We start from the raw sequence: 23696 nt of genomic DNA on the forward strand, positions 1-23696 counted from the left end.
TTGTAGCGACACGTATTAAAAGAGTTGCTATGAATCTATTTAATGTGTCATCAACGCAAACGCCAAAATCAGTGGTTTCATCAGCTGCAACTGCTGAATCTGAAACTATCACACCAAGTGACAATGATTTTTCACAACAATATCAACAAGCACTTGATGAAAACCAACCATTATTAACGAGTAATAATAGTGAGTTAGTTTCAACAGATGATATCAGTATTGATTCTGAAGTCAGTGACACCGACGCTGTTACTGCTCAAGATCAAATTATTGTCACTCCAAATACCATTACTGTGAATAACGACACTAATGGCGACACAGTAACGATTAATGACAATGGTGAGACATTAACTGATGCTTCAATGACGAGCGTAGTTATTACTGGTAATGCTGCCACTGATGTTGTTATTGGTGATACTACAACCAATGTTGTTACTGGTGATGTAGCTGCAACTGATACTGTTGCAAAGGATACCAAGGCACTACCCGCCGCGAACGATATTAGTCAGTTAATGGCTGCTGGGAATGTGTTTTTACAACAGCTTTCCCAATCAAATCAGCAGCTTAATAATCCAATATCAGCAGAGGCGGGTATGGTTGATAGTAGCGGCAAAAGCTTGCCCCCTGCGGCTACAGCTTTACAAACATCAGTGGCAGCATCAACAGCTATTGATAGCCAAAAAGTTGACATCGGCATTGATGTTGATGTCAATAATCTGCCGTTGTCGATTTCGTCGACTCCAAACGTCACCACGGCAACCTCAGATATGCTTCAGAGCATGGTAAGTGTAGAAGCTACAGATCTATTCGCATCGAAGAGCTGTCCTTCTCCTCAAGCAATAACGATTAACCCTAATAGTGAGTCTTTAGCTCAACAACTTGCGGGATTAACAACACCTTCAGCGACAGCATTGAAACCAGAACTCACACAGCCAATGACACCTGCTCAATCACCATTATTACTCACGCGTGAACAGGCGGGTGAACAAGTGCATGAGCGGATTAATATAATGATGGCAAAAAACCTTAAACATGTTGATATTCGCTTAGATCCGCCAGAGCTCGGCAAAATTCAAATTAAATTGAATATCGCTCAAGATCAGGCCTCAGTGCAATTTACTGTCAATAATCCTCAAACCCGTGACATGGTTGAACAAGCGATGCCAAGGCTACGAGAAATGCTGCAACAGCAGGGATTACAATTAGCACAAAGCTCAGTTCAGCAAGAAACATCGCAGCAATTTTCAGGGCAGCAAAATAATCATGCTGCAAATTCACAATCAGGCCAGCAATCATCATCAATGGTCGCTGCGACTGAGGGTCAATTACAGCCTGAAGCTGAACAACCTCAACTCCATAGTCAACTATTGGTAACAGACAATAAAGATCACGTTGATTACTACGCGTAGTGTATTGATAACAAATATTTAATCGGTAATAAAATAGCAACAAGGATGAGTAATGTTTGGTGGGAAAAGAAAAAAATAACCATTATTAGTATAGTAAGCATAATGGTTGCAGCAATGATTGCGGGAGCGGTGTGGCTTTATTCTTCAGTTTCAATTGCGTCTCAAACGACGGCTGAGCCATCAGTAGCATCAACGACTGCGCCACTAGAAATGTCCGCTTATTACATCGTATTACCTGAGCCATTTATTTTTAATGTTATGGGTAAAGAACACGATAGATTGGTACAGATAAAAGTTCAGTTGATGGTGCGTGGTGAAGCCAATGAAACCTTAGCCAATAAGCATATACCGCTGATCGAAAGTAGATTACTGCAAACTTTTGCCGCGACCACTGTTGAACAATTACGTCAACCGCAAGGGCGTGAGCAATTACGTCAACAAGCATTGACAGCAGTACAAGCAACAATGAACAAGATGACTGACATGCCTGTGATTGAACGGGTGTTATTTACCGGCTTTGTGATGCAATAGGTGCACTGTGAGTGATTTATTAACCCAAGATGAAATTGATGCACTATTACACGGGGTCGATGAGCCAGAAGAGACCAATGATAGTGAGCAAGGTTCAGGCATAACAACATTTGATTTTTCATCGCAAGATCGCATTGTTCGTGGACGGATGCCGACTCTTGAATTGATCAATGAACGTTTTGCACGTCATATGCGGATCAGCTTATTTAATATGCTGCGTAAAACCGCAGAAGTGTCGATCAATGGTGTTCAGATGATTAAGTTTGGTGAATACCAAAATACACTTTATGTGCCGACCAGTTTAAATATGGTGCGCTTTAGACCGTTAAAAGGTACGGCATTGATCACCATGGAAGCACGATTAGTATTTATTTTGGTTGAGAACTTTTTTGGTGGAGATGGTCGTTTTCACGCCAAGATTGAAGGACGTGAATTTACTCCGACCGAGCGCCGAATTGTACAAATGCTGCTTAAACTGGTGTTTGAAGATTACCGTGAAGCATGGTCGCCAGTAATGTCAGTTGAATTTGAATATATCGACTCCGAAGTTAACCCAACCATGGCCAATATTGTCAGTCCCACCGAAGTTATTGTAGTGAGCTCATTTCACATTGAAATTGATGGCGGCGGCGGTGATTTTCATGTGGTAATGCCTTATTCGATGGTTGAGCCAATTCGTGAATTACTCGATGCCGGTGTTCAAAGTGACAAGATGGACACTGATGTACGTTGGAGCCACGCATTACGTGACGAAATCATGGATGTGCCCGTCAATTTACGCGCAAAACTATTAGATATTGATATTTCATTACGCGATTTAATGGAGCTTCAAACGGGTGATGTTATTCCGATAACGATGCCAGAATCAGCAACGATTTTTGTTGAGGATTTGCCAACTTATCGCGCCAAAATGGGTCGCTGTGGTGATAATGTCGCCCTTAAAATTACCGATAAATTAAAACGTCCAGATATGGTGAAAACGGATTTGGCTTTCTTAGATCGTGAACTATTAAGCTCAACATTATTAGAGATGAATAGTGACGATGAAACGCATTGATAATAAATAAGCAGGAATAACAATGTCTCAAAATGATCAACAAATGGCAGATGACTGGGCAGCAGCATTAGCAGAGCAACAAGATACGGTTCAGACTGCACCGTTAGAAGAATTAACCGATGATACCGCCCCAATCTCTGATGATGAGCGCCGTAAGCTTGATACCATCATGGATATTCCGGTGACGATTTCAATGGAAGTTGGACGGACGCAAATCAGTATTCGTAACTTGCTGCAACTTAACCAAGGCTCAGTGGTTGAGCTTGATCGTATTGCTGGCGAGTCACTGGATGTGATGGTTAATGGTACCTTGATCGCTCACGGTGAAGTGGTGGTGGTGAATGATAAATTCGGTATTCGTTTAACTGATGTGATCAGTCAAACCGAACGCATTAAAAAGTTACGTTAAGAGTCAGTGATGGATCAATCAGCACCATTAGGGCAAGCGCCCGATTTGAATTTAGCCACCACGCTAGCGTCATTAGTGCTGGTGATTGTGATTATTCTATTTTTAGCGTGGCTGCTGAAAAAAATGCGTTTGGTTGGCGTGCACAGTAATGATCAACGTTTGACGATTGTGAAACAACTGACACTTGGTCAACGGGAACGGATTGCATTAATTCAAGTTGGTGACGAACAATTATTAGTTGGCATCACTCAGCATAATATTTCGTTACTTACCAAACTTGAACAGCCCTTAATCATGGAAGATGTGCCAGCGACAGATTTTGCTTCTCAGCTGAGCCGATTGATAACCACTAATGATAAAAAATAACTTTTTACCGAATTTAAACAGACTGTTGTTGATGGTGTTTATTGGTAGCTGGTTGATGGTTATGCCAGCGTCAGCAACCGAAAGCATGACTCAAGCAGCAATGGCAACAGAAAGCGCTGCAGGACATTTAACAGCGAGTAAGGGCAGTGGTGGTGGTATTCCTGCGTTATCAGTGACCATGAACCCTGATGGCAGCGAAGATTACTCAATCACGCTGCAAATATTAGCCCTGATGACTGCGCTGGGCTTTTTGCCTGCAGTGGTGATCCTAATGACATCGTTTACCCGCATAGTGGTGGTGATGTCGATTTTGCGCCAAGCAATGGGATTGCAACAAACGCCCTCTAATCAGGTGATTATTGGCATTGCAATGTTTTTAACTTTTTTGTGATGTCACCTGTTATCGATAAAATTAATACTGATGCGGTGCAGCCTTATATTAATGAACAAATCAGTGCGCAGCAGGCATTAGCCAAAGCAGAAGATCCGATGCGACAATTTATGTTGAAGCAAACGCGAGTCAAAGATCTTGAAACCTTTGTCAATATGTCGGGATCTAACGCCACTGACCCTCAAACCGTACCGTTAACGGTATTAGTGCCCGCGTTTATTACTTCAGAACTTAAAACTGCGTTTCAAATTGGCTTTATGTTGTTTTTACCGTTTCTAATTATCGACTTAGTGGTGGCTTCGGTATTAATGGCAATGGGTATGATGATGCTATCACCGATGATTGTATCGCTGCCGTTTAAGTTGATGTTGTTTGTATTGGTTGACGGTTGGAATTTAATTCTGTCGACGTTAGCGGCCAGTTTTGGCACCTTATAAAATAGCGAAAATGGCAAGGATAAATAACAAATGACTCCAGAAGCGTTTGTCGATATTTTTCAAGAAGCGTTATACATGGTGTTAATCATGGTGTGCGCGATCGTCATTCCGGGACTATTAATTGGTCTGGTGGTGGCAGTATTTCAAGCAGCAACGTCAATTAACGAACAAACGTTAAGTTTTTTACCGCGCTTAATCGTGACGCTATTAGCCTTGATGTTTTTTGGTCATATGATGACGCGAATGTTGATGGATTATTTTTTCCGTATTGTCGATCAAATACCGCAGTTGTTGTATTAGCACAATGACGACAATTGCTAATTCAGCGTCATTTGTGAGTTATGAGTAACCACAGTTTATGCACTATACCTCAAGCGTATTATTAGACTGGATTGCCAATTATTTTTGGCCGTTCACACGTATTTCTTCAATGATGATGGCGATGACTTTTTTTGGGGCTCGTTTTGTGTCGCCAAAGATTCGACTTTATCTCGCATTAACCATCACTTTTGCCGTGATGCCGATGTTGCCTAAAGTGCCGACGGATATTGAACTGCTTTCGTTAGCAGGATTTATCGTGACGACCCAACAAATTATTATTGGGGTCGCGATGGGATTAGTGACCCAGTTTATTACTCAAACCTTTGTATTGTTGGGGCAGATATTAGGTATGCAATCGAGCTTAGGTTTTGCTTCTATGGTCGATCCTGCCAATGGTCAAAATACGCCGGTGCTAGGGCAATTTTATATGTTTCTAGCAATACTGTTGTTTTTAGCCACTGATGGGCATTTAACCATGCTTAATGTGGTAGTGCTGAGTTTTACCACTTTGCCTGTGGGAAGTAGCATGTTGGTTGCCGCAGATTATTATCAATTAGCTGGTTGGTTTGGACATATCTTTAAAGCTGGGGTTGATATGGCATTAGCGGGAGTGATTGCATTATTAACTGTTAATCTGTCGTTTGGCGTTATGACGCGTGCCGCACCACAGTTAAATATTTTCTCATTAGGTTTTTCATTTGCACTGTTACTTGGCTTGGCTATCAGTTGGTTTATTGTGCTCGGGATCGTGCCGCAGTATGAGGCGATTTGGCAACTGGGTTTGGATCAGGTGTGTCGCTTAGCAAGGCTTGATTGTTAACTGTTGATTGTTATTTTATAGCGATGTATTTCGCGGATTATTCTTCTTCAAATTCACCATGGACGTGCCATTATGTCGGATGCTGACGGTCAAGAACGTACCGAAGACGCCACCGCGCGAAAACGCGAGCAGGCGCGAGAAAAAGGTCAAGTACCGCGCTCAAGAGAATTAGCCTCCGTGGCAGTATTGGTTTCCGGTGCTGTCGGTTTAATGTGGTTTGGTGAAGGGTTAAGCAGTGCTTTAGGTCGCATAATGACGCGCATGTTTACCCTTAGCCGTGAAGAAGTATTTGATGTGCATCTGTTATTAGCGGTGATTTCTAATGCGATATGGGAAGTATTTTTACCGTTAGTGATTATTTTGGTGTTTTTATTTACTGCAGCGTTAATCGGCGCGGCAGGGTTAGGTGGAGTACGCTTTTCTTCTGAAGCGGCGATGCCAAAATTGTCTAAAATGAACCCTCTAAGTGGCCTTAAACGGATGTTTGGTAGCCAAAGTTGGGTCGAACTTATTAAATCAATCCTTAAAGTTGGCTTAGTGGCAAGTGTGGCGGGGTATCTGATTTATTCAAGTTTGGATGATTTTTTTCAACTCAGTATTGAAACCTTTCCAGCTAATTACTTTCATGCTTTGGATATTTTGCTCAACTTTGTGCTATTGATCTGTTGTTCATTGCTGGTGGTAGTGGCGATTGATGTGCCTTATCAGATTTGGCATTTTAGTGATCAATTGAAAATGACCAAGCAAGAAATTAAAGATGAATATAAAGACTCAGAAGGTAAGCCTGAAGTAAAAGGTCGTATTCGTATGCTGCAACGTGAAATGGCACAACGACGAATGATGGCTGATGTACCACAAGCCGATGTAGTGATCACCAACCCTGAACACTATTCGGTGGCATTGCGTTATGATCCTAAACTGGACGCTGCGCCGATTGTGATTGCCAAAGGTGGCGATCACTTAGCACTTAAAATTCGTGAAATAGCCAATAAACACAATATTGATATTGTGCCGGCAGCACCATTAGCACGTGCGATTTATTACACTACTGAACTAGAGCAGCAAGTGCCTGATGGTTTATTTGTCGCGGTAGCGCAAGTATTAGCTTATGTTTTCCAATTAAAAGCCTATCGCCGTGGTAAAGGTCAAAAGCCGATATTATCCGCAGCAGCAACGGATATTCCTCAAGAATTACAACATTAATTATTTCATCATAACAACCTTAAAAGCGTAATTTTATCGTCAAAATAATGGCGGAATTATGCGGCATGATATTTGCTATAAACGATTGTATCTGTGAAGAATTGTGGCAAATTTTATAGTTTATAAAGCAGCCGTCTTCATACCAATAAATCGTGATTTGATGAAAATACAATGAAGCTTTCAATTCCTTTGGCTGCGCGTTTACCGTTAGCGCGTTTACAAAATATGCCTGCAATCGGTGCGCCGATAATGGTATTGGCAACCTTGGCGATGATCATTCTGCCAATACCGCCATTAATGTTGGACATGGTCTTTACCTTTAATATTGCGTTGGCATTAGTGGTGTTGTTAGTCACTGTTTACACTCGCCGCCCTCTCGATTTTGCTGCTTTTCCAACCGTATTGCTTATCGCGACCTTATTACGTCTAGCGCTTAACGTTGCTTCAACGCGAATTGTATTACTTCATGGTCATGAAGGACCAGAGGCTGCTGGTGAGGTTATTCATGCCTTTGGTGCGGTTGTTATTGGTGGTAATTATGCTGTTGGTTTAGTGGTGTTTATTATTCTGATGATTATTAACTTCATGGTAGTAACCAAAGGTGCAGGTCGTATCTCAGAAGTTAGTGCTCGCTTTACCCTTGATGCCTTACCTGGTAAGCAAATGGCGATTGATGCCGATTTAAATGCAGGTCTTATTGATCAAGAGCAAGCCCGTACTCGCCGTTTTGAAGTTACCAAAGAAGCTGATTTTTATGGTTCGATGGATGGTGCGTCTAAGTTTGTAAAAGGAGATGCGATTGCCGGTATTTTAATTTTATTTCTTAATATTATCGGTGGTTTAATCATTGGTATGACCCAAAATGGGTTAGCGTTTGTTGAAGCACTGGAAATATATAGCTTGCTTACCATTGGTGATGGACTGGTCGCACAGATACCGTCGTTATTATTGTCCATTGGTGCAGCAATGCTGGTAACTCGTCAAAATACTGACGAGGATATGGGCCAGCAAATGTACTTTCAAATGTTTAATAATCCGCAGGCGTTGATTATTACTGGTTCGATTTTATTTGTGATGGGTATTGTGCCGGGCATGCCCCATGTGCCGTTTTTATTTTTAGCTGCACTGATTGGTGGCGTTGCTTATTGGCGTTACAAAAAAGATCGAACCGCTGCATTAGTTGAAAAAGAACCTCTGTCTCATGATTTAGCCCCGATTCAACCTATGAAAGAGCTGTCATGGGATGATGTTCAGCCGGTTGATACCATTGGCTTAGAAGTCGGTTATCGGCTTATTTCTATGGTTGATAAAGATCAAGGCGGAGAGCTGTTAGAGCGTGTTAAAGGCGTGCGTAAAAAACTCTCCCAAGATTTTGGTTTCCTCGTACCTCCGGTCCATATTCGTGATAATTTAGAATTACCGCCAAATAGTTACCGTATCAGCCTAATGGGGGTTACCTGTGGTGAAGCTAATATTCATCCCAATATGGATTTAGCTATTAACCCAGGGCAAGTGTTTGGCAGCATTGATGGTGAACGTACCTTTGATCCTGCGTTTGGTTTAGAAGCGATATGGATTCAAGTTTCTCAACGTGAACACGCTCAAGCATTAGGCTATACCGTGGTAGATTCTGCCACTGTGTTAGCGACCCATTTAAGTCAACTATTGACCAACCACGCCGCACAATTATTAGGTCATGAAGAAGTTCAAAACTTACTTGAAATGTTAGGCCAATCGACACCTAAGTTGGTGGATGGTTTTGTACCTGATCAATTACCACTGGGTGTGGTAGTAAAAGTAATGCAGAACTTACTCAATGAAGCTATTCCATTACGGGATATTCGAACCATCGTTCAAACCTTGTCTGAGTACTCTAGCAAGAGTCAAGATCCTGACATTCTCACCGCGGCGGCACGTATTGGATTAAAACGATTAATTTGTCAGGAAATCAATGGAATAGAGTCTGAATTGCCGGTGATAACTTTGGTTCCTGAGTTGGAACAAATATTGCATCAGACCATGCAATCTGCCGGTGGGGAGTCTTCAGGTATTGAACCAGGACTCGCTGAGCGTTTGCAACGTTCGCTTACTGAAGCAACTCAACAACAAGAATTAAAAGGTGAGCCTGCAGTTTTACTTACATCCGGTGTTTTGCGTTCTACCTTGGCAAAATTTGTCAAAAATACTATTCCGACATTGAGAGTGTTGTCTTATCAAGAAGTACCTGATGAAAAGCAAATTCGCATTGTTAATGCGGTTGGCCATTAATAATGGTGAAACTCAATATTCATTTAAGCACGTGCTGATAGGGAATTAAGTTTGAAAATAAAACGATTTTTTGCCAAGGACATGAGAACAGCACTTAGCGAAGTCAAAGAAGAACTTGGCCCTGACGCAGTGATTATGTCAAATAAAAAAGTCTCTGGCGGCGTCGAAATTGTCGCTGCAGTTGATACTGATACTCAGCCAATGATGACGAAAACCACACATGATGTGCGTGATGAGTTAGCGCAAGGCTTAGGGCAAGCACGGCGCAAACTAGCTGATGATAAAGTCAATGTGACGCCATCAGCATCAAAGCCGTTTGCCAGTGTGCTCCAAAATTATGCCGCAGCGACAGAAACGCCAGACAATATGGCCTCTGTTGATTCATTAACGGCATTATTGCAGCGCCAATCAAAGCATCAAGATCAGCTACAAGCACAGTCTAATCATTCAAATGATGGCAGCCGAGAGCAGGCGCGTCAGCATTATTACCACAGTGATAGCCATGAGCAGCATCGGCAGCAGCATGGCGTTGATCGTCAACCTGCATCATTACGATCGCAACCTAAACGTCGTTATGATGAACAATCTTATGATCTCAATGTGGGGGATTATAACCGTCCAGCGTCGAAACAATTTGAACGTGAAGTGGCTATTGGTCGAAATGATTATGGTACGCCACCACGTAAGCCACGGTTAGATCCGAGTCGCTATGAAGTCAAAGGGACACGTAAAGACGATGACTTAGAGACGATGCGTGCTGAAATTATCTCAATTCGACGTTTATTAGAACATCAATTATCCGGGCTGATGTGGCAAGAAGTTGAACGCCAAGAGCCAATGCGAGCAATGATGATTAAGCGATTAGAAAAGATGGGTTTATCAGCCCAACTCGCAGATCAATTAGCTTGTTATATTCCTGAAGATTTACCGACTAATGAAGCATGGCCGGCACTACTTGATTTATTAGCAGATCAAATACTGACCACTGATGATTGTATTTTAGAAACTGGTGGTGTGGTGGCTTTACTTGGACCAACAGGGGTCGGTAAAACAACCACCGTTGCCAAATTGGCCGCACGGGCTGCAATGGAATTTGGCCCTAGTCAAATCGCATTAGTGACCACAGATAATTACCGTATTGGTGCTCATGAACAGCTTGCTACTTATGGCCGAATTATGGGGTGTCCTGTCAGAGTGGCTAAAGATGCGCAAGAACTGGCCGATATACTTCATCAGTTACGCCATCGACGATTAGTGTTGCTTGATACTGCTGGAATGGGGCAACGGGATATTCGTTTGACCGAACAGTTAGATACCATAATGCAAAATAGCGGCGCTAAGATTCGCAGTTATTTGGTGATGCCAGCAACATCACAACGACGGGTGCTTGAGGAGACGATTGAGCATTTTCGTCGTATTCCATTGTCAGGCTGTGTATTAACCAAGCTTGATGAATCATTAAGTTTAGGTGAAATAATCTGTGTTGCTATTCAAAATGCCTTACCAATTGCATATTTAGCAGATGGTCAACGGGTTCCTGAAGATTTGAAAGTAGCAACGGGAAATTACCTAGTTTCGCGTGCCAATGAGTTGTTAGAACGAGAGTTGTCACAGCAATCTCATGTATGGGCTAGTGATAGTTCAGATAACAAAACGGCCGATTTTTATGACTGAGAACATCATGTACGATCAAGCGAGTGGTTTACGTCGAATGACCCAATTAACGTCGACAAAAGTCATTACGGTTACTGGCGGTAAAGGTGGCGTAGGTAAAACCAATGTCACACTTAATATGGCAATTTCAATGGCGCGCCAAGGTAAACGTGTCATGGTGCTTGATGCTGATCTTGGGTTAGCTAATGTCGATGTGATGTTAGGGTTACGTGCTGGGCGAAATCTTTCACATGTGCTGGCTGGGTTGTGCGAACTTAAAGATATTATTATCGAAGGCCCTTATGGCGTGAAAATTATTCCATCGGCTTCGGGCACTCAGAATATGGCGGAATTAACCCCTGCGCAACATGCTGGCTTAATTCGCGCGTTTGGTAATTTACAAGACGAACTCGATTTTTTTATTGTCGACACTGCTGCTGGTATTTCTGACATGGTGCTCAGTTTTGCTCGTGCAGCTCAAGATATTGTTATTGTGGTGTGCGATGAACCGACGTCGATCACAGATGCGTACGCATTAATGAAAATTTTGAGTCGTGAGTATGATATTCAACGATTTAAGATTGTTGCCAACATGGTTCGTAGTTATCGTGAAGGGCGCGATTTATTCATTAAATTAACCCGAGTAACGGAACGTTTTCTGGATGCTAACCTTGAACTTGCCGCATGTATTCCTCTTGATGATAACGTTCGCCAAGCGGTTAAACGTCAAAAATTAGTGGTCGAGGCATTTCCGCATACACCTGCAGCGTTAGCACTGAACTCATTGGCATCAAAAGCAATGACATGGCCGATTCCGCATCATCCAGGTGGGCATTTGGAGTTTTTTGTTGAACGATTGTTAGTGCATAAACCGCGAGCCATGGAGGCCCAAATTTGTGAATAAAACCTTAACCTATAGCCGTTATCAACAAAGCCCACAGGCGTTTATTGAGCGCTATTCAACCTTGGTAAAGCGGATTGCACATCACTTAATGGCCCGCTTACCACCAAGTGTATTAGTCGAAGACTTAATTCAATCGGGCATGATCGGGTTGTTAGAAGCACAACAAAATTACGATCCTAGCAAAGGGGCGAGTTTTGAAACTTTTGCTGGTATTCGTATTCGTGGTGCGATGTTAGATGATATTCGCCGTGGTGATTGGGTACCGCGTTCGGTGTATAAAAATAATCGACTTATCAGTGATGCGATTTCACACCTTGAACATAGTCTTGGTCGCGATCCGACGGATAATGAAATATCGACGTATCTTGATATGCCATTAGAACAGTATCATCAAGCATTAAACGATGTAAATTGCGGGCGTATCGTTGGCATTGCTGATCTTGCTGGTGGTGAAGAAACAATGGTTAATGACGAAGATGTTAATCAAAATCTGCCATTCCAAGGCGTGGTTGATGATAGTTTTCGACATAGTTTAGCTGCGGCGATTAAGACCCTGCCAGAGCGAGAAGCATTAGTGCTGTCATTGTATTACGACGAAGAAATGAATTTAAAAGAAATAGGTGCCGTTATTGGTGTGAGTGAATCGCGTATTTGTCAGATTCATAGCCAAGCGATGCAGCGATTACGGGCTAAATTACATGCTTGGGCTGCGTGATTTCAATAATAGTGCTGTCATTATTTATAACTTACAACACAGTTTACTGTGGAGGCCATTTTGAATACAAATATGAAAATTCTTATTGTTGATGACTTTTCAACAATGCGTCGTATCGTTAAAAATTTACTGCGTGATTTAGGATTTAACAATACTGTTGAAGCCGATGATGGCGTAACAGCATTGCCGTTATTAAAACGTGGTGATTTTGATTTTGTGGTTACTGATTGGAATATGCCTGGAATGCAAGGCATTGATTTATTACGTCATATTCGTGCGGATGAGCAATTAAAACATTTACCCGTTTTGATGATCACTGCGGAAGCTAAGCGTGAACAAATCATTGAAGCCGCTCAAGCTGGTGTGAATGGTTATATTGTAAAACCATTTAATGCCGCAACATTGAAAGAAAAACTCGCGAAGATTTTTGAACGGTTACAGTAGTTATTGCGTTTTGGCATAGGGAAAGTTAACCATGATTTCATTAGAGCAAGCGCAGCAATTAGTGGTGTTGCTTGAACAAGGACAGCAACAACAAGCTAATACGTTAGTGCAAACTTTAGTTGAACATCAGCGTTCACCTATGTACGAGGAAGTGGGCAAAATGACGCGCCAGCTGCATGACTCCTTAGTCAGTTTTCGGCTTGATCCTCGTTGGAATGATTTGGCTAAAACCGACATTCCAGATGCGCGCGATAGTTTATCTTATGTAATAGATAAAACTGAAGCTGCCGCTAACCGTACAATGGATGCGGTTGAAATAACCTTACCGATTGCCGAACAATTACAGCAAACACTGCATCATCTTCAGCCGCAATGGCAGCAGTTAATGGCAGGTAAAATTGCGTTGGTTGATTTTAAACAACTTTGCCACGATATTAATCGATTATTAATTCAAGTTAATCAAGACAGCTCTCTTTTACGTGAACATTTAACTGATATTTTAATGGCTCAAGATTTTCAGGATCTGACCGGTCAAGTCATACGACGAGTGATCGCCTTAGTTCACGAAATTGAACAGCGAATGCTTGAAATTTTACAAGCGTTTGGTATCGAGCAAGCTGCACTGACTGAGGTAGAGATTAAGCCATCAACGGTGACCGCGGAAGGGCCAATTATTAATCCCCAGCAACGTAAAGATGCACTTTCATCACAGGATGATGTTGATGACTTACTTTCAAGTCTTGGATTTTAGAGGGAATTTATGAGTTTTGATTTAGATGAAGATATCCTACAAGACTTTTTAATTGAAGCTGGGGAAATTCTTGAATTATTGTCTGAGCAATTGGTTGAACTTGAGCGTCGTCCTGACGATAGTGAATTATTAAACGCTATCTTTCGTGGTTTTCATACCGTTAAAGGTGGTGCTGGTTTTTTATCTTTGGCTGAGCTAGTTGATGCCTGCCACGGTGCTGAAAACGTGTTTGATTTGCTACGCACGGGTAAGCGTAGTGTCACATCAGATCTCATGGATGTGATTTTGACGGCGTTAGATTGTATTAACGTTATGTTTTCACAGGTACAAGCGCACCAACCACTGACTAAAGCTGATCAAACATTATTGGATCAATTACATCATTACAGTTTACCGCCTACTGCTGTTGAAACCACAGAGGTTGAGCCTGAGGCTGTTATTGTGCCGTCATCAAATAATGTAATTAATGCTGATAGTATCGATGATATTACTCAAGATGAATTTGATCGTTTATTAGATGAGTTACACGGTGTTGGTAATTCTCCCTCTTCAGTAGCAGTATCACCTTCAGCGGTAGCAGTAACGGCAACGGATAATATTGCTAGTGGTATTGAAAGTAGCGATATTACCGATGATGAGTTTGAACGGCTATTAGATGAGTTACATGGCAGTGGTAACGCGCCTGGTAGTGAGGTTGTATCTGTTACTGCTGAATCTGTCATAACCAATGACAATCTTGCGGTTGTTAATGATAATTTGATGACAGATGATGAGTTTGAAAATTTATTAGATGAATTACATGGTGTGGGTCGTGGGCCTCAGGTTGATCCAATACCAGCAGTTATTGCGCCATTAGAGGCTGAGTCGGTTGCGGTTAACCCGCATTTAGCCACGAATAACAACGTGGTTGAACCTGTAAATCCACCAGTACTAGCAGTGACGAAAGATAAACCTAAGCCTCAAGCAGAAACTACAGTACGTGTTGATACTTCAACTCTTGATATCATCATGAACATGGTGGGTGAGTTAGTGTTAGTGCGCAATCGTTTGGTGAGTTTAGGGTTAAATACCACCGATGAAGAAATGTCTAAAGCGGTATCAACACTGGATGTTGTTACCGCTGATCTTCAAGGTGCGGTAATGAAAACTCGCATGCAGCCTATCAAAAAAGTTTTTGGTCGTTTTCCGCGAGTAGTACGTGATTTAGCCCGTAGTCTTAATAAAGAAATCGTGCTGGAAATGGTAGGGGAAGATACTGATCTTGATAAAAACTTAGTGGAAGCCTTAGCCGATCCTTTAGTGCACTTAGTACGTAACTCGGTTGATCATGGTATTGAAATGCCAGCAGTGCGCGAGCAAGCCGGTAAGTCGCCAACAGGTAAAGTGTTACTCTCCGCGTCACAAGAAGGGGATCATATTCGGTTAACCATTGAAGATGATGGTGGCGGTATGGATGCCAATAAATTACGTCAAATTGCAATTGATCGCGGCATGATGGATCACGATGCCGCTTCACGGTTAAGTGATAATGATGCTTATAATCTGATTTTTGCCCCTGGTTTTTCAACCAAAAAACAGATTTCAGATATTTCAGGGCGCGGTGTTGGTATGGATGTGGTTAAAACCAGCATCAACCAACTTAACGGTTCGATATCAATTAATTCGGTGTTAGGAAAAGGAACCCGAATTGATATTAAAGTGCCACTGACATTAGCGATTTTACCGACATTAATGGTTGGCGTGGCGCAGCAGCCATTCGCGTTACCTTTAGCGAGTGTGAATGAGATTTTCCATTTAGATTTAACCAAAACCCATACTGTTGATGGTCAATTAACGATTATTGTGCGTGAAAAAGCGATTCCGTTATTTTTTCTACAAGATTGGTTATCGAAAAAATCACCGAGCCGTAATCAACAACATAGTAATTATGGTCATGTGGTGATTGTCCAAACCGGTCACCAACGGGTCGGTTTTGTGGTTGATAGCCTAATCGGCCAAGAAGAAGTGGTGATTAAACCGCTAGATAAACTTCTAAAAGGCACACCGGGTATGGCTGGAGCAACCATTACCAGTGATGGCCATATAGCCCTTATCTTAGATGTACCGAACCTATTAAACCATTATGTAACACGTTAATTACTAACAATAATAACCGATTGACCGCCAGTGATTAGGCTGACGGTATTGTTTAGGTAAAGGAATAAAAACAAATGGCAATAAAGGTGTTAGTGGTTGATGATTCAAGCTTTTTTCGTCGCCGTGTGAGTGAGATTATTAATGCTGATCCTCGACTAACCGTTGTTGGTAATGCCGCTAATGGTAAAGAAGCATGTGAGCTGGTGAAAGTGTTACAGCCTGATGTTATTACCATGGATATTGAAATGCCGGTGATGGATGGTATTACTGCGGTACGTGAAATAATGAAAATAGCCCCGACGCCTATTTTGATGTTTTCTTCTTTAACTCAAGATGGTGCCAAGGCGACCTTAGATGCACTTGATGCGGGTGCCCTCGATTTTTTACCGAAAAAGTTTGAAGATATTGCCCGTAATCGTGATGAAGCGGTCGATCTATTACAAAAACGGGTCGCAGAATTAGCCGGAAAACGTTTTTATTTACGGCGTCATAATGTTTCATCGCCTGCGATAAAGACGTTATCTACGCCACCTGGGCGTAATATGTCAGCGATGACATCTAAAGTTCGCCCCGCTGCTATTTCGGCAATAAACACGGGACGCACTGGTAGCGAACCCGCGCTGACGGCCAAAATACCATTACGTTTTCGCGCCTCAGGCAAAAAGTATCAGTTAGTTGCAATTGGAACCTCAACCGGCGGGCCGGTCGCATTACAAAAAATTCTGACCCAATTACCAGCGAATTTTCCATATCCGATTATTTTAGTGCAACATATGCCTGCAACGTTTACGGCAGCGTTTGCGGCACGATTAAATAACCTCTGTAGTATTGAAGTAAAAGAAGCGCAAAATGGCGATATACTCCGCGCTGGCGTGGCGTATTTAGCTCCAGGTGGACAGCAGATGATGGTTGATGGACGGGCAGTTGGAGCTCGACTACGCATTATTGATGGTGGCGAGCGCATGAATTACAAGCCTTGTGTTGATGTCAGCTTTGGATCTGCGGCGAAAGTGTTTAATGATCGCGTATTATCGATAGTGCTAACAGGTATGGGGGCTGATGGTCGCGAAGGTGCACGGATGTTAAAAGCCAATGGCTCCACTGTTTGGGCACAAGATGAAGATAGCTGTGTGGTATATGGTATGCCACAAGCAGTTGCTAAAGCGGGTATTTCTAGTCATGATCTTCCCCTTGACCGCATTGCGGAATATATTTTAATTGAATTGGGTTTGTCGTGAGGAGTTAAAGGTGGTTGTTTGGAGTATTGCAAACCAAAAAGGTGGAGTAGGGAAAACGACCACTACCATAGCATTAGCAGGATTACTAAGTGAACAAAACCAGCGGGTATTAGTGGTTGATACCGATCCCCATGGATCATTAACAACCTATTTGAATTTTGATGCTGATTATGTGCCCGCCAGTTTATTTGATTTATTTCAATTACCACACATTGATTATGATGGTGTAAGAGAATTAATTTTAAGCACCACATTTAGCCATATTGATATTATTCCAGCCCATATGTCATTAGCGACTTTAGATCGCTCTATGGGTAACCGCAGTGGTATGGGATTAGTATTGAAAAAAGCATTAACCGCGGTTGCCGCAGACTATGACTATGTATTGATAGATTGCCCACCGATTCTTGGGGTGATGATGGTCAACGCTCTGGCAGCCAGTGATCGGATTTTGATTCCAGTACAAACTGAGTTTTTAGCCATGAAAGGCCTCGAGCGCATGTTGCGTACCTTGCAGATTATGCAGCGTTCTAAACCAGGTGGCTTTGATGTCACTATTGTGCCGACCATGTATGACAAGCGTACTCGAGCATCATTGCAAACTTTGCAAGATCTCAAAACCCGTTATCCTGATCAAGTGTGGGCATCAGCGATTCCGATTGATACTAAATTTCGAGATGCCAGTATTAAACATATGCCGCCATCATTGTATGCTCATAATTGTCGTGGAGTATTTGCTTACAAAACGTTACTTAGTCATTTAACAAGGCTTGCACACAATGAATAATAACCGTTTAACCAGTGAACAAGCATTGGATGATTATTTTGGTGATTTGTTATTAGATGCCGAACCCGAGTCGGCTCAGCCGCCAAGGTTTTGTGATCCGTCATCGTCACAACAATTACAACAGTTATTGGCTCAAGTACCACTAGAGGTTGCAACCGAGCCACAAGTGGTTGTTATTGATGCAGAACCAGAACCAGAACCAGAACCAGAACCAGAACCAGAACCAGAACCAGAACCGGAAGATGTTGCGTGGCAGCATCATGGTCAGCAGCAGCCGTTTCAAGCGTTGTTTTTTGAAGTCAATGGCATGATGTTTGCGGTGGCGTTAACAGAGTTAGGATCGATTCATCGACTTGGAGAATTAAACCAGATTGTTGGTCGCCCAAGTTGGTATTTAGGCTTAGCACCATTAGCCCAATATAATGTTGATGTTGTTGATACAGCATGCTGGGTGATGGCCGATAAATTAACTAATGATTGCTATCGTGCGAATTATCGTTACATGGTGATGTTAGGCAATAGTCAGTGGGGATTAGCGTGCGATATTTTGCATGGCACGCAAACATTATTGACGACAGATATTCGTTGGCGACAACAAGCAGGTAAGCGGCCGTGGTTAGCGGGAATGGTCAAACAAAAAATGTGTGCACTGATCCATGTTGATGCATTAGTTCAAATGTTGAATAAAGGCTTAGATGTTAATAGTGGCGCGAGTTGAGGCATTAAAGAGGAAATAATATGTCCCAAGTGAATATAACGGAAATTCAAAAAGATGGCGTTAATGATCAAGTACTGCAGTGGGTTACATTTCAATTAGAAAATGAAACCTATGGTATAAATGTCATGCAAGTGCGTGAAGTATTACGTTATTCAGATATTGCACCTGTACCGGGCGCGCCTGATTACGTGATTGGTATTATTAATTTACGTGGTAATGTTGTTACCGTTATTGATACTCGTGCCCGTTTTGGCTTACAACATGGTCAAATCTCAGACAGTACTCGTATTGTAATTATCGAAACTGAAACCCAAGTGATTGGTATTTTAGTCGATAGTGTTGCTGAAGTGGTGTATTTACGTAGCTCTGAAATTGACAGTACGCCTTGTGTTGGTACAGAAGAAAGCGCCAAGTTTATTCAAGGAGTAAGTAACCGTGATGGACAGCTATTAATTTTAGTCGATTTAAATAAACTGCTGTCTGAAGACGAGTGGGATGAGATGGCGTATTTGTAATGGATATCTTACTTCAACAATGGTTACCGGTGGTTATTTCTGCGCTGATTGCGCTAACTGCAGTAGTGCTAATTCGTCGTGAGCGCCAAGCAAGGTTGGCATTAGAAGTCAAATTCGCAGCCATTGAAACCGTATTAAAAAATGCGCGGTTGCAAAATGAAAGCTTAACCAAACAATTTCACGAATTACGTACTGGCAGTATCGGTATGAGTGATAAATTAGTTGATTTGATCGAGCAAATTGACCGGGTTGAAGTGCGTCAAAATGAAGTCGCGATGAATGATTCTGGTGGGCGCTTATACAGTCGTGCCAGTAAAATGGTTGAACTTGGCGCTGATGTTGACGAATTAATGAAAGAATGTGATTTACCTAAAGCTGAGGCTGAATTACTGTTGAGTTTACAAAGAAGTATGCCACAGCATTATCGACGTTGATGGTTGCGATCATTCATTAATACTATTATGCCGTGATATCGATATTTTCAAACCCTTCCCAGCCCGGAGGGGTTTTGCCGTTTAGGTACCATGAAAAAGCGATTAACTCGGCAATAATCTGATATAACTCTTCGGGAATATGATCGCCTAATTCAAAACTATTAAGGTACTGTGCCAGCACTGGATCTTGATGAATTAATCCACCTTGTTGTTTTACTTGTTCAATAATATGTTGTGCTAATTGATCATAACCTTTAGCGGCAATATAAGGGCTTTTATTACCATCATAACGCAGTGCAATCGCTTGATTCGTGTTTGGTTTAGCTGTCATATTTAACTTAATCCCTGTTATTAGACTTTGATTGATAGCCCTGATATTGCTGGTGGCGTGTGCAGTGGTTGCTCTGTAAGCCTTTTATATTGGGGCGGCGTGCTATTAATGCCTAATTGCTGCAGCCGTGAAATTAAATAGGGTGTTAGCCGTTCAATACGTAGTAATAATTGCTGATTTACGCACTCAAAGCGAGTGCTTAATTGTTGTTGGTGCCAACAAGCAATAACATTCACTGTGTCTATTGTACCAATAGGCAAGCTCAATTTGACCGTCCAACGGTTATTGTTATCCTTAGCAGTATTTCTTTTATTTTTTTGATGATTATTAATTTGTAGCTCAATGGTTTGACCATTGTCTTGCACCCATTGTAAGTGCAGTTGGTGACTATCAGGAGAACGCAGGTTTTCAGGGCCGCGTTGTTCACCAGCAAGGCGAAGTAAAGCGGTAAACTCTTGTTGTTGCTCAGGACTCAATTGGTTTAGCCACTGTTTGAGTGGACTTGACGGTTGCGATAATTGCAGTAATAAGCTTGCTAATGTTTGGTGACCGGTATTGTGTTGCAGCCAGTGGATTAATCCAGCTTGGTTATTGGGTAATAATAATTGGCTAAACAATTGTTGCAGTGATGATGGCATCGATTGTGACGATTTAGCTGTACCTAAGTTTAACGGAAACAATAAATTTGTAACTAATTGTTGCAAGCTATTCATAGATAATAATAATTGCGGCAGCTGAGAGATCAAATTTGATTGATTGTTAGCAGTGATTGTTGATGAGAGTAAATTGGAACTCGTCGGTATTGTAGTAATTCTTTCTATTTTCGAAAGTTTTTCTATAAAGGGCGATGAATTTGGCAATAGTTTAGTTTGCATTTATTTCACAATTACTTACGTTAGTTAACGACTAAGAAGCTGAGCAGTTTAGCCAATTTGTTAGCCATTGTGGTACTATGCGGCTATTTTGTGGCACCTAGGATATAGCATTTTATGTTGTCAGTAGCAAATTTGAGCTGTGTTCGTGATGAACGCGTCTTATTTGATGAGTTAAACTTCACTATTTCAAGCGGTGAATTAGTTCAAATTGAAGGGCCAAACGGCGCTGGTAAAACGACTTTATTAAGAATCATAGCGGGCTTAGGCCATTCAGATAGTGGTGAGGTGCAGTGGTGTAATGAAAATATTACGACTGCGCGTGAAGATTATCACCAATCACTGTTATTTTTAGGTCACCAAACAGGCGTAAAGCGCGAGCTTACGGCCTTTGAGAACTTGGCTTTTTTTCAGGCAATGCATACTTGTCAACAAGGCTCCGATCTCAAAGGAACACCTAAAGTCAGTGGTGATGATGCATTGTGGCAAGCATTAGCCCATGTTGGTTTAGCAGGACGTGAAGATATTAGTGCAGGGCAGTTATCAGCAGGTCAGCAACGTCGAGTTGCGTTAGCGCGCTTATGGTTAAGTAATCATAAACTGTGGGTGCTTGATGAACCGCTAACTGCGATTGATAAGCAAGGTGTCAAGGTACTTGAAGCATTGTTTTTATCCCATGCTGAGCGTGGAGGAATGGTGTTACTGACTACTCACCAAGATATGTTTGTTAATAGTGATCGGTTACGAAAAATTAAGTTAGGGCATACTAACCATGCTTAACACCCTTGTTCAAATTATTCGGCGTGAGTTATTGATAGCTTATCGTCGCCAGGCGGATATTTTTAATCCGTTATGGTTTTTTATTATTGTGATCACGCTGTTCCCATTAGGGATTGGTCCTGAGCCTAATTTATTAGCACGCATTGCTCCAGGTATCATTTGGGTTGCGGCGCTATTAGCAGCGTTGTTATCGATGGAGCGTTTGTTCCGTGATGATTACCTTGATGGTTCACTTGAGCAAATGTTACTGATGCCAGTACCGTTATCGGTGGCTGCATTTGCTAAAATGATCGCGCATTGGTTACTGACTGGATTGCCATTGATTTTAATTAGCCCATTACTGGCTATTTTACTGTCATTAAATTGGCATACGTGGATTGCAGTGTTATTAACTTTGCTGATTGGCACACCAACATTAAGTTTTTTAGGTGCAATTGGCATGGCATTAACGGTTGGATTACGAAAAGGTGGCGTTTTATTGAGCTTGCTCATATTGCCTTTGTATATTCCTGTGCTTATATTCGCGACCTCCGCCATTGAGGCGGCAAGTTTAGGCATGGCCTATGATGGTCAATTGGCCATTCTGGGAGCAATGTTAGTCGGGTCATTGACTCTGGCACCGTTTGCAGTGGCAGCATCACTAAGGATCAGTGTTAATTAGCCGATGAATTTTTCTTTAGCGCTGACGCCTAGCTTAAACGGTGAAGTGGTAAAGAAAGTGAGAGTAACAACTTTACTCTCAGTGACGTATTTACTATCTATTATAAGTTGAGAGCATTATGTGGAAGTGGTTACATCCCTACGCTAAAGCAGAAAACACCTACCGATTATGCGGTAAGTTGTTGCCTTGGTTTTCTATTATCGCATTGATTTCCATTTTAGTGGGATCTGTATGGGGACTCTTATTTGTTCCTGCTGATTACCAACAAGGCGATAGCTTTAGAATCATTTATATTCATGTACCATCAGCAATTTGGTCGATGAGTATCTATGTGACTATGGCTATTTCTTCTTTCATTGGCCTAGTGTGGCAGATTCGTATGTCAGATATGGCAGCGGCTGCGATGGCACCTATTGGCGCTGTATTTACCTTTATCGCCCTTATTACAGGGGCTATTTGGGGTAAACCAATGTGGGGCGCTTGGTGGGTTTGGGATGCTCGCTTAACCTCTGAATTGATTCTATTATTCTTATACCTTGGTGTGATTGCCTTGTATAACGCGTTTGATGATCACAAAACAGCGGCTAAAGCAGCTGGTATTTTGTCAATTGTTGGCGTGATTAATATTCCGATTATTCACTACTCAGTGGTATGGTGGAATACCCTTCACCAAGGCGCAACAATTTCTAAATTTGGTAAGCCATCGATGTCGAACGATATGCTATGGCCGTTGCTAGTGATGCTACTTGGTTTTGGTTGTTTCTTTGCTGCTGTCACTTTGGTGCGGTTACGTAATGAGATTCTATCACGTGAGAGCCACCGCCCTTGGGTACAGAAGTTGGTGAAGTGAGATGGTTATGTATTTTGATTCTATAAAAGATTTTTTTGCGATGGGTGGGTATGCAGGTTACGTTTGGAGTGCCTATGCAATTACTTTTCTATCGATATTGTGGATTTTATTTTCAAGCTTAACAACGAAACGCCGTTTGTTACGAGAAATTAAAAATAAAATGGCGCGTGAACAACGCATTAAAGAAGCAAAAACATTGGAGAACACGCTATGACCCCAAGACGTCAAAAACGTTTAGTAATAGTACTAGCGTTGGTGCTTGGACTCGGTGCAACGGTTGGTTTAATTCTGTATGCGTTAAACCAAAATATGAACCTTTTTTATACTCCTTCAGAGTTAATTAATGGTAAAGCCGATAGTGGTGCGAAACCTGAAGTAGGTCAAAGGTTGCGTATTGGTGGCATGGTGGTAAAGGGTTCGGTTAAGCGCGATCCTAAATCGTTACGAATCACCTTTAAAGTGGCAGATGTTGGCCCATCAGTTACCGTTATTTATGATGGTATTTTGCCGGATCTATTCCGTGAAGGACAAGGCATTGTGGCGCAGGGTGTATTAATTAACCCGACTACAGTTAAAGCCAGTGAAGTGCTTGCAAAGCATGATGAAAAATATATGCCGCCAGAAGTGGCAGATGCAATGAAGATAAACCATAAACGACTTCAGTACACTGAAGAACAACTACAAGGTAAGTGATC

Annotated in this window: 27 protein-coding genes and 1 pseudogene; 26 read left to right on the forward strand and 2 right to left on the reverse strand. The window is 41.9% G+C overall.

The features are described from left to right. Positions 1 to 29 precede the first annotated feature (29 nt). The 21 genes and pseudogenes from BTN98_RS02250 (at position 30) to BTN98_RS02350 (ending at position 19507) form a co-directional block, all read left to right on the forward strand. Entirely contained in the window at positions 30 to 1409 is a 1380-nt protein-coding gene (locus tag BTN98_RS02250; RefSeq protein ID WP_060997078.1) for a flagellar hook-length control protein FliK, read from the forward strand. A gap of 45 nt (positions 1410 to 1454) precedes the next feature. Beyond that, complete coding sequence (gene fliL, locus BTN98_RS02255) at positions 1455 to 1940, forward strand: flagellar basal body-associated protein FliL (protein ID WP_105029943.1); 486 nt, start codon at positions 1455 to 1457, stop codon at positions 1938 to 1940. 7 nt (positions 1941 to 1947) lie between these two features. Beyond that, on the forward strand, positions 1948 to 2997 hold the full coding sequence (gene fliM, locus BTN98_RS02260) for a flagellar motor switch protein FliM (protein ID WP_060997076.1): 1050 nt from the start codon (positions 1948 to 1950) through the stop codon (positions 2995 to 2997). A gap of 22 nt (positions 2998 to 3019) precedes the next feature. Beyond that, positions 3020 to 3406 carry a flagellar motor switch protein FliN gene (fliN, locus tag BTN98_RS02265; protein WP_060997075.1) on the forward strand — a complete coding sequence of 129 codons (387 nt, stop codon included), beginning with the start codon at positions 3020 to 3022 and terminating at the stop codon, positions 3404 to 3406. 9 nt (positions 3407 to 3415) lie between these two features. Further along, positions 3416 to 3772: a flagellar biosynthetic protein FliO gene (gene fliO / locus BTN98_RS02270; RefSeq protein ID WP_060997074.1), complete on the forward strand. Its 357-nt coding sequence runs from the start codon at positions 3416 to 3418 to the stop codon at positions 3770 to 3772. 31 nt (positions 3773 to 3803) lie between these two features. After that, a pseudogene (gene fliP / locus BTN98_RS02275) lies at positions 3804 to 4600 on the forward strand (flagellar type III secretion system pore protein FliP). A gap of 30 nt (positions 4601 to 4630) precedes the next feature. Continuing rightward, entirely contained in the window at positions 4631 to 4900 is a 270-nt protein-coding gene (fliQ, locus tag BTN98_RS02280) for a flagellar biosynthesis protein FliQ (protein ID WP_045026998.1), read from the forward strand. Between the two features lie 58 nt (positions 4901 to 4958). Further along, positions 4959 to 5741: a flagellar biosynthetic protein FliR gene (gene fliR / locus BTN98_RS02285; protein WP_060997072.1), complete on the forward strand. Its 783-nt coding sequence runs from the start codon at positions 4959 to 4961 to the stop codon at positions 5739 to 5741. Positions 5742 to 5813: 72 nt separating this feature from the next. After that, complete coding sequence (gene flhB / locus BTN98_RS02290) at positions 5814 to 6944, forward strand: flagellar biosynthesis protein FlhB (protein ID WP_060997071.1); 1131 nt, start codon at positions 5814 to 5816, stop codon at positions 6942 to 6944. A gap of 171 nt (positions 6945 to 7115) precedes the next feature. After that, positions 7116 to 9212 (forward strand): flagellar biosynthesis protein FlhA, encoded by a 2097-nt coding sequence (gene flhA / locus BTN98_RS02295; RefSeq protein WP_060997070.1) that lies wholly within the window; start codon positions 7116 to 7118, stop codon positions 9210 to 9212. Positions 9213 to 9263: 51 nt separating this feature from the next. Next, positions 9264 to 10886 (forward strand): flagellar biosynthesis GTPase FlhF, encoded by a 1623-nt coding sequence (gene flhF, locus BTN98_RS02300; RefSeq protein WP_060997069.1) that lies wholly within the window; start codon positions 9264 to 9266, stop codon positions 10884 to 10886. After that, a complete protein-coding gene (locus tag BTN98_RS02305) occupies positions 10879 to 11769 on the forward strand; it encodes a MinD/ParA family protein (protein WP_060997068.1) in 891 nt (296 codons plus the stop codon). The genes flhF and BTN98_RS02305 overlap by 8 nt, the downstream gene beginning before the upstream one ends. Next, the gene (locus tag BTN98_RS02310) at positions 11762 to 12484 is read left to right on the forward strand and encodes an RNA polymerase sigma factor FliA (protein WP_060997067.1); all 723 of its coding nucleotides are present in this window, start codon (positions 11762 to 11764) and stop codon (positions 12482 to 12484) included. Before BTN98_RS02305 ends, BTN98_RS02310 begins: the two co-directional genes overlap by 8 nt. 72 nt (positions 12485 to 12556) lie before the next feature. Beyond that, positions 12557 to 12928 (forward strand): chemotaxis response regulator CheY, encoded by a 372-nt coding sequence (gene cheY, locus BTN98_RS02315; RefSeq protein ID WP_036795644.1) that lies wholly within the window; start codon positions 12557 to 12559, stop codon positions 12926 to 12928. Positions 12929 to 12959: 31 nt separating this feature from the next. Then, positions 12960 to 13679 carry a protein phosphatase CheZ gene (locus tag BTN98_RS02320; protein WP_060997066.1) on the forward strand — a complete coding sequence of 240 codons (720 nt, stop codon included), beginning with the start codon at positions 12960 to 12962 and terminating at the stop codon, positions 13677 to 13679. A 9-nt stretch (positions 13680 to 13688) separates the two neighbouring features. After that, complete coding sequence (locus BTN98_RS02325) at positions 13689 to 15815, forward strand: chemotaxis protein CheA (protein ID WP_060997065.1); 2127 nt, start codon at positions 13689 to 13691, stop codon at positions 15813 to 15815. Between the two features lie 74 nt (positions 15816 to 15889). After that, positions 15890 to 17053, forward strand: a complete 1164-nt coding sequence (locus BTN98_RS02330) for a protein-glutamate methylesterase/protein-glutamine glutaminase (protein WP_060997064.1) — start codon at positions 15890 to 15892, stop codon at positions 17051 to 17053. Between the two features lie 10 nt (positions 17054 to 17063). Continuing rightward, positions 17064 to 17840: a ParA family protein gene (locus tag BTN98_RS02335; RefSeq protein ID WP_060997063.1), complete on the forward strand. Its 777-nt coding sequence runs from the start codon at positions 17064 to 17066 to the stop codon at positions 17838 to 17840. Further along, a complete protein-coding gene (locus BTN98_RS02340; RefSeq protein ID WP_060997062.1) occupies positions 17833 to 18558 on the forward strand; it encodes a chemotaxis protein CheW in 726 nt (241 codons plus the stop codon). The genes BTN98_RS02335 and BTN98_RS02340 overlap by 8 nt, the downstream gene beginning before the upstream one ends. Positions 18559 to 18578: 20 nt before the next feature. Next, positions 18579 to 19073, forward strand: coding sequence for a chemotaxis protein CheW (locus BTN98_RS02345; protein WP_060997061.1), 495 nt, complete (start codon positions 18579 to 18581; stop codon positions 19071 to 19073). Beyond that, the gene (locus BTN98_RS02350; protein ID WP_060997060.1) at positions 19073 to 19507 is read left to right on the forward strand and encodes a DUF2802 domain-containing protein; all 435 of its coding nucleotides are present in this window, start codon (positions 19073 to 19075) and stop codon (positions 19505 to 19507) included. The genes BTN98_RS02345 and BTN98_RS02350 overlap by 1 nt, the downstream gene beginning before the upstream one ends. Positions 19508 to 19532: 25 nt before the next feature. Here BTN98_RS02350 and BTN98_RS02355 read toward each other — a convergent pair whose 3' ends face one another. Together BTN98_RS02355 and BTN98_RS02360 are read right to left on the reverse strand one after the other, a co-directional pair. After that, positions 19533 to 19838 (reverse strand): EscU/YscU/HrcU family type III secretion system export apparatus switch protein, encoded by a 306-nt coding sequence (locus tag BTN98_RS02355; RefSeq protein ID WP_060997059.1) that lies wholly within the window; start codon positions 19836 to 19838, stop codon positions 19533 to 19535. Between the two features lie 20 nt (positions 19839 to 19858). After that, a complete protein-coding gene (locus BTN98_RS02360; protein WP_060997058.1) occupies positions 19859 to 20551 on the reverse strand; it encodes a hypothetical protein in 693 nt (230 codons plus the stop codon). Positions 20552 to 20827: 276 nt separating this feature from the next. Between BTN98_RS02360 and ccmA the strand changes: the two genes are divergently transcribed. The 5 genes from ccmA (at position 20828) to ccmE (ending at position 23694) form a co-directional block, all read left to right on the forward strand. Continuing rightward, positions 20828 to 21490 (forward strand): cytochrome c biogenesis heme-transporting ATPase CcmA, encoded by a 663-nt coding sequence (ccmA, locus tag BTN98_RS02365; RefSeq protein ID WP_060997057.1) that lies wholly within the window; start codon positions 20828 to 20830, stop codon positions 21488 to 21490. Further along, positions 21483 to 22151 carry a heme exporter protein CcmB gene (gene ccmB / locus BTN98_RS02370; RefSeq protein ID WP_060997056.1) on the forward strand — a complete coding sequence of 223 codons (669 nt, stop codon included), beginning with the start codon at positions 21483 to 21485 and terminating at the stop codon, positions 22149 to 22151. Before ccmA ends, ccmB begins: the two co-directional genes overlap by 8 nt. Before the next feature lie 118 nt (positions 22152 to 22269). After that, positions 22270 to 23001, forward strand: a complete 732-nt coding sequence (locus tag BTN98_RS02375) for a heme ABC transporter permease (protein WP_060997055.1) — start codon at positions 22270 to 22272, stop codon at positions 22999 to 23001. Between the two features lie 7 nt (positions 23002 to 23008). Next, the gene (gene ccmD, locus BTN98_RS02380) at positions 23009 to 23215 is read left to right on the forward strand and encodes a heme exporter protein CcmD (RefSeq protein ID WP_060997148.1); all 207 of its coding nucleotides are present in this window, start codon (positions 23009 to 23011) and stop codon (positions 23213 to 23215) included. Beyond that, positions 23212 to 23694 carry a cytochrome c maturation protein CcmE gene (gene ccmE, locus BTN98_RS02385; protein WP_060997054.1) on the forward strand — a complete coding sequence of 161 codons (483 nt, stop codon included), beginning with the start codon at positions 23212 to 23214 and terminating at the stop codon, positions 23692 to 23694. The genes ccmD and ccmE overlap by 4 nt, the downstream gene beginning before the upstream one ends. Positions 23695 to 23696 lie beyond the last annotated feature (2 nt).

The sequence above is a fragment of the Photobacterium aquimaris genome (assembly GCF_002954455.1).
Classification (GTDB): Bacteria; Pseudomonadota; Gammaproteobacteria; order Enterobacterales; family Vibrionaceae; genus Photobacterium; species Photobacterium aquimaris.